We start from the raw sequence: 12126 nt of genomic DNA on the forward strand, positions 1-12126 counted from the left end.
CTTCTGCTTAACGCAGTTGATATTCACCGCGGAACACTTCGACCGCCGGCCCTGCCATGTGGACGTGGTTGTCTTCTGCCCAGCGAATCTTCAGACTGCCGCCATCCAAATCCACTTTGACTTCACGCTCGGTCTTCTTGTTCAGCACGGCCGCCACAGTCGTCGCACACGCGCCGGTACCGCATGCCAGAGTAATTCCTGCCCCCCGTTCCCAAACGCGCATTCTAACCTGCCTTGTATTTAGCACCTGCACAAACTCTACATTTGTTTTGCGCGGAAACCAGTTCGCCGTTTCCAGCGCCGGACCGAGCGCGGCAAGATCAAGCGCCGCAACATCCGGCACAAAGATCACACAATGCGGGTTTCCCATCGATACGCAGGTAACCTGCCAGGTCTTCCCATTCACAGTCAGTGGCAGATCCACAGCAGCATCGCTCGCTGCGCCTTGCGTCATCGGAATCTCGCCTTGTTTTAAACGTGGTTCCCCCATATCAACCGATATTTCCTGCAACTTTTCTCCCTGAAAAATCAATTGCGGTTTGATGATTCCCGCCTTTGTTTCCAGCGTAATCGCGGTCTTATCCGAAAGACCATTATCATATACATAGCGAGCAACGCAACGCGTTACATTGCCGCACATCTCCGCTTCACTGCCATCCGAATTGAAAATGCGCATTTGAAAGTCAGCCGTCTTAGACGGCAGAACGAACACGAGACCATCAGCGCCTATTCCGAAGTTACGATCACAAACCTCGATTGCAGCTTTTGCATAATCCGTTATACCATGTTGTTCAAAACCGTTGACAATGACAAAATCATTTCCCAGACCATGCCATTTGCTAAATTTGAAATTCATGCGGACACTCCCTTATCTTACTTAATATACTTCTTCATTATACCACTACCGCTTCGTCAAAACCTCTCACAAACGAAAAAAACATTCCCGTCAGTTGCCTTACAGGCTTATAATATAAAGTACGCCATATGCAAAGGAGGAATCAATCATGCAATTAGATGGCTTATCCTTATCCGCCTTGGTTGCGGAATTACATAATCAATTAACCGGCGGTCGCATCGACCGGGTTTTTCAACTTGACGCCTGTTCACTACTGCTTTGGGTCCGCAACCACAATCAGGATTTCCCCGTCTGGCTTTCCGCTGCGCCAAGTCAACCTGACATCCAGATTTTAAGCAAGATTCCGGAAAACCCTGCCGCGCCGCCCGCATTTTGCATGTTGCTGCGCAAGCATCTCGAAGATGGACGCATCATGTCCGTCAGCCAACAAGGATTAGACCGGATCATTCATCTCGACATCGATATCCGCGGCGAAGGCGGACGCATCATCACGAAGACTTTGGTTGTCGAATTGATGGGCAAGCACAGTAACATCATCCTTGTACAGGATGGTCAAATTATTGATTCGGTTCGCCGCGTCAGCTATCAGCTCAGCCGCTTTCGCCAGGTACTGCCGAACCGCCCTTATCTTTCGCCCCCCGGCCAGGAACGTCTGCCTGCCGCCGAAACACCCTGGCCAGAGATACAAACAGCGCTGCTGACACTATTTGCCGATCTGCCGCTGCACAAAGCGCTACTGCAAGCAGTCAACGGCCTCGGCCCAATCAGCATCCGCGAAATACTCTGGCGCGCCGGACTCCCTCAGCAATTAACGCCAGTCCGCCTCGAAGAATCAGATTGGCGCACGCTCCAGGATGCATGGCAGGAATTGTTCGCCCAGTTGGCAGCCGCCGAATATGAACCGACGGTCGCCACTTCTGCCGAAGGCCGGTTTCTGGCTGCCGCCTGCTTTAAACTGCACCATCTGAGCGAACAAACTCTGCATAGCTTTCCTACGATGGCAGTCGCAACCGACTTCGCCCGCGCACTGAATCCTGCGCCGCGCCGCGCTCCAAAACAAGAGGAGTTGCTGCATCAGGTCACCGACTTACTGCAGCGCCAAAAGCATAAATACCCGCTCCTGCAGCAAGAGCTGACCGCTGCCGAAGACTGCGATCAATGGCGACGCGCCGGTGATATCTTGATGTCACACCTGCACCTCGTCCCCACCGGCAAGAGCGAAGTGACATTGCCTGATATTTACAGCGAATCCGCCTCGGCCAGCATCACACTCTCCTTACAACCACTGCGCACAGCCATCGATAATGCACAAGCCTATTATAACCGTTACACCAAAGGCAAGCGTGCGCAGGAACTGCTGCGTCAACAACTCAGTCAATGCAGCCAGGACATCGCCTATTTGGAGAGTGTTCTGCAGGCTGCCGAACAAGCGGAAACAATGGCCGAGTTCGCTGAAATCCGCTTGGAATTGATCAGTCAAGGCTATCAAAAGGCCGAAGGCAAGAAAAAACCGAGCCAACTTCCCGCGAAGCCTCTTTCACTCACGCTGCCGAATGGCACTGCGCTATTAATCGGTAAGAACAACCGGCAAAACGACCTCGTAACCTTTAAATTAAGCCAAACGAATGACCTTTGGTTTCACACGAAGGACATTCCCGGTTCCCATGTAATTCTGCGCATAGAGGGCGCCGCGGCTTCGGAAAGCGACATCCATACCGCCGCGCTTCTTGCAGCCCATTTCAGTAAAAGCCGCGGTTCTTCGAACGTACCAGTCGATTACACACAGCGCCGTTACGTCAAAAAACCAAACGGCGCCAAACCCGGCTTCGTAATCTACGATCATCAACAGACACTATATGTGACGCCTGATGAAAATGCCTTGGAGAAATATCTGAAATGAAGTAATCCTTGCCGATTTAATTCGCTATCGCTACCTTGAAAGCAAAAAGACGACGAAGCATTTGTTCTTGCTTCGTCGTCTTTTTACTGCCCCTATTCGGGACGTTCGTTGATTGTCACACGGTCTTCACCGTCCACGTCAGACAGGTGAACGCAGACGACTTCACGGCTTGACGTCGGAACATTCTTGCCGACATAGTCAGCTCGAATTGGCAGTTCACGATGACCACGGTCAACCAAAACCGCCAACTGGATCGTCTTCGGACGGCCAATATCGATGACCGCATCGAGCGCCGCGCGTACGGTGCGCCCCGTATACAGTACGTCGTCAACCAATAAGACCGTCTTGCCGTTGATGTCTGCCGGAATTTTCGTTTCATGCACGATCGGCTGGTAACTAAGCGTCGACAAGTCATCGCGGTACAATGTTATATCAAGAATTCCCACCGACAACCTTAAGCCTTCGATTCGTTCGATTTCAGCAGCCAAACGTTCTGCGAGCGGCACGCCACGTGTCCGGATACCCACTAGGACAATATCCGCAATTCCCTTGTTCTTTTCAATCACTTCGTGCGCAATCCGGGTAATAGCCCGGCGCATCGCCTGATCGTCCATGAGCAGTGTTTTTTCCGCAAGATTCATCAAGAGAAAGCCCCCCTATCTATATTTTTCCCTTAGGCTAACGATCACTTTTTCCATCTCGAAAGGAAGAGGCGCATAAAAGTCCATCTCCTGCCCGCTCACCGGATGGCGCAAGGTCAGCTGCGCCGAATGAAGCAACTGTCCGGCAACGTCAAACGGCGATTTGCCGCGCGGACCGTATAACGGATCGCAGACCACCGGATGACCGATATAGCTCATATGCACCCTGATCTGATGCGTTCGACCAGTCTGTAAACGACATTCGACCAGCGTATACGCGTTGGCGAAGCGCTCTTTCACCTGAAAGCTCGTCTGAGCCGTCTTGCTGTTTTCAAAAACGACGGCCATTTTTTTCCGGTCATTCGGGTGGCGTCCAATCGGAGCTTTGATAATCCCCTTATCTTCAGGGATCGAACCGTGCAGCAAGGCAACGTATCGCCGCACCGCACTTCGGCTGCCGATCTGCTCCGCCAGCGACAGATGGGCAGCGTCATTTTTCGCCACCACCATTACGCCGGTGGTATCTTTATCGAGGCGATGCACAATGCCGGGACGTATCACGCCGTTGATGCCGGATAAATCCTTACAGTGCGCAAGCAACGCATTGACTAACGTACCGCTTGCATTTCCAGCCGCAGGATGAACAACCATCCCTCTGGCTTTATTGACGACCAGAAAATCGCTGTCTTCATACAAAATATCAAGCGGGATTTCTTCCGCCTTTACCTCAAGCGGTTCCGGCGGCGGGACGTTAACGACGACGCATTCGCCGCCCTTGCTTTTATAATTCGCCTTAGCCGTCTTGCCGTTCACCTGCACCAGCTCGGCTTCGAGCCAGCGCTGTACCGCAGCGCGCGAAACATCGCCGATATGCTCACAAATCAGGACATCCAGTCGCCGGCCTTTTTCCTCGGCTGTCAACGTCCATTCCAATCTTATTCCATCCATCTCGTTCATTCCTTTACCCTGTCGCTTTGCCAAATGTCCCAGGTCATCAACGCGACGCCGCAGACAATGGCTATATCGGCCACATTAAACACCGGCCAAATTCGAAAGTCAAAAAAATCCACTACATATCCAGTCCGCAAGCGATCAATGACGTTGCCCACGGCTCCGCTTGTCATCAGCGTCATGCCCCACCGCAAGTAAATTCTCTGTTTGGGCAACCGCGGATACAGGTATGCGACCAGCGCAATCAAAACGACCGCTATCGCCAGGAAAAAGCCCGTCTTGTATTTGAACAAGCCGAATGCGGCTCCCGGATTCAGCACATAGGTAATGTGAAAAATTCCGTTAATCACGGGCAACGAAGTTTCAGGAAACATGTTCAACGAAATGTAATATTTCGTCAACTGATCCAACGCCACTATGAGTATGATTACCAACCAAACCACTCTGTATCTCCATTCTTTACTCAGACTCACCAGCATCAGCCGGATAGTACTATATTATACAAAAATAAGCAAAAGGTAAAGGATAGCCGCTTAATTTGTGCTATCCTTTACCTTTTGCGTTGCTGTTATTTTCTCTAAAAATTGCAGTAGAGGCATTATTTTAACCAGTACCGGAGCGCCGCGAAGCCATACTTGCTGCTGCAGCGTCTCTTTTATCTCCGCCTGCGTTGCGCCACAGCGCAGTGCTTTGAGAAGTTCCATCCGCGCACGATAGTCCTCATCGCCATATACCGCAGTCGCCAGCGCCATCAGATAACGATATTTCAGCGGAATTTCTCCCTCGCCCCACGTCAGTCCATGAAATTTTTCCATGACTTCGCCCATTTCCGTTCCGAGTTGCGCGGCACTGATCATGCATGGCGGCGTAAAACCAAAATGCTCTTCAAACAGTTTTTTCAACTCTTGCGCATTCAAATCCGACATATTCATCCCTCCCTTATCTACACTATAATGCAAGCAACGCTAATAAGCTGTGATTTGCATCATATCCGCATTAAACAAGTTGAGCCCTGCACGCTCCGTTTAAACGACAAAACGCCCCGACCGATTGGCCAGGGCGTTCTGTTGCAGTGCATTATTCTGCGCTGATTGCTCCTACCGGGCAAGTGGATGCGCAAGAACCGCAATCGATGCATTTTTCGTCGATGACGTATTGAGCGTCACCTTCGGAAATAGCTTCTACTGGGCATACAGGAGCACAAGCTCCGCATTTGATACATTCGCTGCTGATTTTATACATAGCTCGTTTTCACCTCCCCCAGATTAATCACGATACTATTATAACCTCCGCCACCAATAATTCCTAGCCACAAAATAGATTTTTCTCCTGATTATTTTTTCCCATTTTCTTCAATTCGCAAACGACGCTGGCTCCAATAATAAAGACCCAGTGCAAAAACAGCCGCTAAAAGCGTTAATGCGGCGGCACCTCGCCAGTTGCGCTGCAGTTCCTGCCCAAGGTAAGAATACAATAGAATCGGCGGCGTCTGCCCGGTAGCCGTCGCTAACAAATAGCGTGAGAATGGCAAACCGGTCAATCCTGCACTGTAACTGATCACTTTGAAAGGCATGAGCGGCGTTAATCGGGTAAGAAATATCAAGACAAAGCCTTGCTGATCAAGAAATTTTTCAATCCTCTTCACCCATTGCGCTTCGCTTAGACAACCCAGCCACGGCCGTCCGAACCAGCGAGCCAGATAAAAATCCAACCCAGCTCCAAACAAAGCACCCACCCATGAGTAAAGCGCACCGTATTGCCAACCGAACAACCACGCATTAACCAGTGTAAGAAAGAGCCCCGGGACAAATGGAATCACGCTTTGCAACGTCATCAAAGCAATACTTGTCAGCGGTGCCCATTGTCCATAGGCAAGAATCATTTGGCGAATGCCAACAAAATCGTGACGTTTTATCAGCCACAGCCCCCGCGCTAAAAAGTCGCGCACAAAATCAAGCTGCCAGCCAATGCCGACCAACAGCAAAAAAAATGCTACGCGCAGCAAATAAAGACGCAGCCCCATCTTGCACAAAGCCATCCGAGTCCCTCCCTGTCCTACTCTATATTACCGTTAGCCAATCATCTCTCTTTTCCTGCCGCATAAACAACAATTCCATTGCACGCATTCCCAACACTTTTTAGCAAAATAATAACAAGAGACTCCGCAGCCAATTGGCCACGGAGTCTCTTGTTATTAGCGCAGCGCCTGTGCGCAACGCTTGCAAACCGTTGGATGTTCGGCATCTTGGCCGATTGTGTCGGCATAAAGCCAGCAGCGCTCACATTTTTCGCCGTCTGCCGCGACAACGCGCAGCGCCAGATCAAAGCCTTCCGGTTTGCAGGCCTCTGCAGAAGCTTGTTCCAAACCGGCATGAATCTGTACTTTGGAAACAATCAACAGTGTCGCCAATTCCTTCTCGCCGAGCTGACTGAGCAGCGCTAGCGTATCACCACTTGCCCAAAGTTGCAATGCCGCATCAAGCGAATGTCCGATGACCTTGTCGCGTCGTGCGCCTTCGAGCACCTTGGTTATTTCTCCGCGCAGCTCCAAAAGTTTCGTCCATTTTTCTTCCAGTGCTCCGTCCAAATGTTCCAGCTTTGCTTCCGGCCAGTCGGCCAATTGAACGCATTCTTCCATACCTGCTTCTTTCGGCATGAATTTCCAGATTTCATCGGCCGTAAACGTCAATACAGGCGCTAATAGGACGACTAATGTCTTGAGAATTTCATACATCGCCGTCTGCGCAGCGCGACGTTCTACCGAATCCGCCTTCGCAGTATAAATACGATCTTTCAGCACGTCAAGATAAATCGAACTCAAATCGACAGTGCAAAAATTATGGATCGTATGATAGATCACATGGAATTCATAGTCTTCATAAGCCTTCGTCACACGCTGGTTCACCTGTTCAAGACGCATCAGCGCCCAACGGTCAATTTCCAGCAAATTAGCCGCTGCCACTTTATCCTTGTTCGGATCAAAGTCATTCAAGCTGCCGAGCAGATAGCGGAAGGTATTACGAATCTTGCGATATACTTCCGACAGCTGTTTGAGGATATCATTAGAAATACGGATATCCGCCTGATAATCCGCCGATGCGACCCAAAGACGCAGAACGTCCGCGCCGTATTTCTTGATTACATCCGCAGGGAAAATAACATTACCGATCGATTTTGACATCTTGCGGCCTTCACCATCGACGACAAAGCCGTGCGTCAGTACCGCTTTGTAAGGCGCAACGCCACGCGTCGCAACGGAGGTCAGCAGGGAAGACTGAAACCATCCACGGTGCTGATCACTGCCTTCCAGATATAAATCCGCCGGCCAGGAAAGCTCCGGACGTTGTTCCAGTACAGCTGCATGGCTCGATCCACTGTCAAACCAGACGTCCATGATATCGGTCTCTTTGCGGAAACCGCTCTTTTGGCAATGCGGGCAGGCATACCCCTCCGGTAATATTTCTTCCGCGCTCTTAGCCCACCAGGCATCGGCGCCTTCAGCACGGAACAATTCCTTGACCGCTGTAATCGTGTCGTCATTGATAATGTGTTCATGGCAGGAATTACAATAGAAGATCGGAATAGGTACGCCCCAGACGCGTTGGCGCGAAATGCACCAGTCGTTGCGGTCGGCCACCATATTGTTAATCCGTTCCTGACCCCAGCCGGGAACCCATTTCACATCACGAATCGCATCCAACGCCGCTTTGCGGAATCCTTCGACCGAAGCAAACCACTGCTCCGTCGCCCGATAAATAATCGGATTCTTGCAGCGCCAACAATGTGCGTATTGATGCCGGACCGAACTCTTGCCAAGCAAAGCATTACCGGCAGCGAGTTCCTTGATAATCGGCACATTGGCATCTTCTACGGCCAAGCCTTCGAATTTTCCGCCTTCGGCTGTGAAGCGTCCCGCATGGTCAACCGGATTGATGATTGGCAGGCCGTATTTTTTACCAGTCTCAAAGTCGTCCGGGCCATGGCCAGGAGCGGTATGTACGCAACCGGTACCCTGTTCGAGCGTCACATAATCCGCAAGAACGATCGGCGACAAACGGTCGATGAACGGGTGCGCAAACGTCATCCCAGACAACTCTTGGCCCTGCATCGTTTTCAAGATCGTGTACTCCGTCATTTTGGTCGCTTCTGCAACCGACTGTACCATTTCTTTCGCCACCAGATAAACTTCATCGCCGGACTGCAGCCAGACATATTCAAACTCCGGGTGCACTGCAATCGCGACGTTAGATGGCATCGTCCATGGCGTCGTTGTCCAGATCACCGCATAGGCCTTGTCTTTAGCGATGCCAGGCGGCAACAGACCGAGATCGTCGACAGAACGAAACTTGACGAAAATACTGTGTGATTTCTTCTCGGCATATTCGATTTCCGCTTCGGCCAATGCCGTCTCACAAGACGTACACCAGTAAACAGATTTCAGGCCTTTATAGATGTGCCCCTTCTTTGCCATTTCGCCGAATACTTCGATCTGCTTCGCTTCATATTCATGGCGCAGCGTCACATATGGATTCTCCCAGTCGCCAGCCACGCCGAGACGCTTGAAGTCGTCACGTTGTATAGCGACGTACTTTAGCGCATACTGTTGGCATTCTTTGCGCAAATCCAAAATATCGAGTTCATGGCGATTTAAGCCCAGGATTTTTATCGCAGCATGCTCAATCGGCAAACCATGCGTGTCCCAGCCGGGTACGTACGGCGCATAATAACCTTGGTGCGATTTGTATTTGATAATGACATCCTTCAAGATCTTGTTCAACGCATGGCCAATATGAATATTGCCGTTCGCATAAGGAGGACCGTCATGCAGGATAAATGTCTTTTTACCCCGCCGTTTTTCCAATACCTTTTCGTATGTTTTTTCCGTCTGCCATGCTTCGAGCATAGCCGGCTCCCGTTCGGGAAGATTGCCGCGCATCGGAAATTCCGTTTCCGGCAAATTTAATGTTTTGCCATAATCCATTAGAAAACACCTCCAAAATAATACAACCCCTCATCCCCGGTAAGGGACGAGAGGTTTATTCCCGTGGTACCACCCTTTTGGTTGCCAAGTAAAAACAGCAACCGCTTGAAAACCCGCTAACGAAGGTTACCCGGCAGAGCCTAAGCCGCGAACCATGCGCAACATTCGGTCTGCTGCTCAGGAGTGATTTTCATTTCTTTTCCCCTACCGAGCTCACACCTGCCTCGGTTCGCTGTCAGGTTAGAAAAAACTACTGTCTCCGTCATTGCATCAATATGATACATGTATTATACCTAAGTGGCCAAACTCTGTCAACGAAGACGCTATCTATTGATCTTCATCTTCCGCATCTTTGAGCAATTCAAGCTGCGCCTGGACAAGTGTACGCATCCGAGTTCGATAGACGTGAATCTGCTTTTGCAATTCTTCCTGCTCTGTTTCCAATTTGCGTACCCGGTGAGCCGCTTCATCAGACAGTTTTTGTGCAAGAACCTGCGTTTCCTTGAGCATCAGTTCCGTTTCTTTTTTCGCGTTCAACTTAACTTCTTCCGCCGTCTCTTGTGCGATCAATAGCGTATTATGCAACGTGCCTTCCATATGCTGATAATGTTCCAGCTTACTGCTAAGTCGCTCCATGTTTTCCTTGATCTCAATGTTGTCACGATAGAGCTGTTCATAATCCTTAATGACCCGATCCAAAAACTCATCGACTTCCTGTTCGTTGTACCCGCGAAACCCGCGACGAAACTCTTTGTTGTGAATATCTAGCGGCGTTAGCATTCCGCTCCTCACACTCCTCTTTTTGCAGTATTACAAAAATCGCTTTAACAGCAAGCTGATCCTGCCTTTTTTAGTCTGCCCGACAATCTCGCATACTTCTACACGACCACGTCCACGCATTGAAATGATATCGCCCTGCTTGACGGCCTGCGCCGCACTCTTTGCATCCTGCCAGTTCAACTTCAACTTATCGGCAGCAATTTCTTCCGCCATCCGGCTGCGCGATACGCCAAAACCGGATGCGGCAACGGTGTCCAAACGAAGCGATGGTACTGTCGTTCGAATATCCTTGATTTTTTCTTCTTTCGCTGCCAGTTCCGTCAAGTCGATTTCTTTGACCTCTACAGTGGCTGCGCCAACCGTCGTAATTTGTTTAAGAAAATAGTCCTTTAACTCCACATCGACTACAACCTGGCAAGACGGCCCCTGCATAATGATGTCGCCCATCACTTCACGCTTCAAACCCAGTCCCATCAAAGCCCCCAATACGTCACGATGCGTAAGGCGGTAATAGCGTTCATCCCAGGTCAATTGGACAGCCGCCAGAGAAAAATCGGCTTCGCCGCGATATTCCTCATTTATAAAAGCCGCTCTCACACGTTCTGCCCCTTGAAAACCGCCCCACGCCTGCAGTTTCACCCTCGGATAATGTGCAGCTACCGTCTCCGCAATACTATAGCCATGCGGATCAAGAAATTCGCTGGTTTTCGCGCGTCGTCCTTTAATCGCGCCTTCCGCCAAATCAATCAGTCTGGCAGCCAGCTCACCATCGCCGCTTGCTTTATAATACCGGACAATCTTTTCCCGTTCACTCACTGGTTTCGTCCTCATTTCCTTCACGGTCATTAGCTAACTCTTTTATTTCGACTCCCAAGGCAGATAAGCTTTTAATTGATCATCTTCTGCACTGACATCGACATTACTGGGTGCACAAAGAAAGATTCGCGCACCGACTTTTTGAATGCTGCCGCCTAATGCGTATACCGTTCCGCTGATAAAATCCACCATTCGATTCGAGTTTTCTTCATCGCAGTTTTCAAAGTTTACAACAACCGGCTTACGATTTTTCAGGTGATCAGCAATATGCTGTGCATCATCGAACGAAATCGGTTCGACAACCATCACTCGCATCTGTTTGCTTGGCGAAGGCGTCAAATTCACAACGTTGCTGCCTTTTTTGCCTCTTTGGGGTTCCATTTCCGCTTCTTCATTGCGATGGTGTCTGGACTCTTCCTCGCTTTCAACGGGTTCGAACAAGCCCAGTCCACTCCACACTTTATCCATAAATTTCATGTTTATTAAAGACCTCCTTGCACGCCATAACTGCGCGGCCCAAATATTCCTGTTCCCACCCGGATAAGATTCGCACCTTCCTCGACGGCCACCTGATAGTCATTGGTCATCCCCATGGAAAGCCAACGGAAATCAGTGCCCGGCAGTGCAAGTTCTTTCAGCGCGAGAAACAATCGCTTCATCTCTTTAAAATACGGTCGCACCATTTCAGCATCTTCGACAAACGGAGCAATCGTCATCAAGCCGCAAAGCCGCAGCCCCGGTAACGTCGCAGCGACCCTTTGCGCCATATCCATCGTTTCTTCGGCCGGCAAACCGAACTTTGTCGCTTCGTTCGCGATATTGACTTGCAGCAAAATATCTTGCCGTTTGCCGCAAGTAAGCGCAGCTTTGTTAAGCGCCTCCGCAAGATGCCAGCTGTCAACCGATTGAATCAAATCAAAGAGCTTAACGGCTTGTTTCGCTTTATTGGTTTGCAAATGGCCGATCAAATGCCACTTAACGTTTGCCGACGCTTGCGCCTGTTTCTCTGTGGCTTCCTGGACGCGATTTTCCCCCACAATTGTAAGTCCTGCAGCGGCGGCAGCCTCGACAGCGGCCACGCCATGGTTCTTTGTCACGGCAATCAACTGCACCGGACATTCACCTTTTGGGGAGCGTTTCACTTCGGCAATTTGTATATTTTGCAGAATATGCCTGATATTCTTTTCTATATTGTCCATAT

Annotated in this window: 13 protein-coding genes and 1 other annotated feature; of the genes, 1 reads left to right on the forward strand and 12 read right to left on the reverse strand. The window is 50.2% G+C overall.

What is annotated here, in order from left to right; translation table 11 throughout:
- Positions 1 to 7 precede the first annotated feature (7 nt).
- Positions 8 to 856 carry a diaminopimelate epimerase gene (gene dapF / locus QTL79_RS08595; protein WP_346354558.1) on the reverse strand — a complete coding sequence of 283 codons (849 nt, stop codon included), beginning with the start codon at positions 854 to 856 and terminating at the stop codon, positions 8 to 10.
- Between the two features lie 148 nt (positions 857 to 1004).
- Here dapF and QTL79_RS08600 point away from each other — a divergent pair, with 148 nt between their 5' ends.
- A complete protein-coding gene (locus QTL79_RS08600) occupies positions 1005 to 2756 on the forward strand; it encodes an Rqc2 family fibronectin-binding protein (RefSeq protein WP_346354559.1) in 1752 nt (583 codons plus the stop codon).
- Between the two features lie 92 nt (positions 2757 to 2848).
- Here the strand turns inward: QTL79_RS08600 and pyrR are convergent, their stop codons facing one another.
- The 11 genes from pyrR to QTL79_RS08655 all read right to left on the reverse strand — a co-directional run bounded on the left by pyrR (position 2849) and on the right by QTL79_RS08655 (position 12124).
- On the reverse strand, positions 2849 to 3400 hold the full coding sequence (pyrR, locus tag QTL79_RS08605; protein WP_346354560.1) for a bifunctional pyr operon transcriptional regulator/uracil phosphoribosyltransferase PyrR: 552 nt from the start codon (positions 3398 to 3400) through the stop codon (positions 2849 to 2851).
- 12 nt (positions 3401 to 3412) lie between these two features.
- The gene (locus tag QTL79_RS08610; protein WP_346354561.1) at positions 3413 to 4354 is read right to left on the reverse strand and encodes an RluA family pseudouridine synthase; all 942 of its coding nucleotides are present in this window, start codon (positions 4352 to 4354) and stop codon (positions 3413 to 3415) included.
- Positions 4351 to 4791: a signal peptidase II gene (gene lspA / locus QTL79_RS08615; protein WP_346354562.1), complete on the reverse strand. Its 441-nt coding sequence runs from the start codon at positions 4789 to 4791 to the stop codon at positions 4351 to 4353. Before lspA ends, QTL79_RS08610 begins: the two co-directional genes overlap by 4 nt.
- A gap of 90 nt (positions 4792 to 4881) precedes the next feature.
- On the reverse strand, positions 4882 to 5274 hold the full coding sequence (locus QTL79_RS08620; protein ID WP_346354563.1) for a carboxymuconolactone decarboxylase family protein: 393 nt from the start codon (positions 5272 to 5274) through the stop codon (positions 4882 to 4884).
- Between the two features lie 151 nt (positions 5275 to 5425).
- Entirely contained in the window at positions 5426 to 5590 is a 165-nt protein-coding gene (locus tag QTL79_RS08625) for a DUF362 domain-containing protein (RefSeq protein ID WP_346354564.1), read from the reverse strand.
- 91 nt (positions 5591 to 5681) lie between these two features.
- A complete protein-coding gene (locus QTL79_RS08630) occupies positions 5682 to 6386 on the reverse strand; it encodes a TVP38/TMEM64 family protein (RefSeq protein ID WP_346354565.1) in 705 nt (234 codons plus the stop codon).
- A gap of 156 nt (positions 6387 to 6542) precedes the next feature.
- On the reverse strand, positions 6543 to 9329 hold the full coding sequence (ileS, locus tag QTL79_RS08635) for an isoleucine--tRNA ligase (RefSeq protein WP_346354566.1): 2787 nt from the start codon (positions 9327 to 9329) through the stop codon (positions 6543 to 6545).
- Between the two features lie 39 nt (positions 9330 to 9368).
- Positions 9369 to 9604: a binding site (T-box leader), on the reverse strand.
- Between the two features lie 52 nt (positions 9605 to 9656).
- Complete coding sequence (locus tag QTL79_RS08640) at positions 9657 to 10109, reverse strand: DivIVA domain-containing protein (protein WP_346354567.1); 453 nt, start codon at positions 10107 to 10109, stop codon at positions 9657 to 9659.
- A gap of 30 nt (positions 10110 to 10139) precedes the next feature.
- Positions 10140 to 10925, reverse strand: a complete 786-nt coding sequence (locus QTL79_RS08645) for a YlmH family RNA-binding protein (RefSeq protein WP_346354647.1) — start codon at positions 10923 to 10925, stop codon at positions 10140 to 10142.
- Positions 10926 to 10967: 42 nt separating this feature from the next.
- The gene (locus QTL79_RS08650) at positions 10968 to 11402 is read right to left on the reverse strand and encodes a cell division protein SepF (RefSeq protein WP_346354568.1); all 435 of its coding nucleotides are present in this window, start codon (positions 11400 to 11402) and stop codon (positions 10968 to 10970) included.
- A gap of 5 nt (positions 11403 to 11407) precedes the next feature.
- Positions 11408 to 12124 (reverse strand): YggS family pyridoxal phosphate-dependent enzyme, encoded by a 717-nt coding sequence (locus QTL79_RS08655; protein WP_346354569.1) that lies wholly within the window; start codon positions 12122 to 12124, stop codon positions 11408 to 11410.
- Between the last annotated feature and the right edge of the window lie 2 nt (positions 12125 to 12126).

The organism is Azotosporobacter soli, from assembly GCF_030542965.1.
In the GTDB taxonomy this organism is placed as follows: domain Bacteria; phylum Bacillota; class Negativicutes; order SG130; family SG130; genus Azotosporobacter; species Azotosporobacter soli.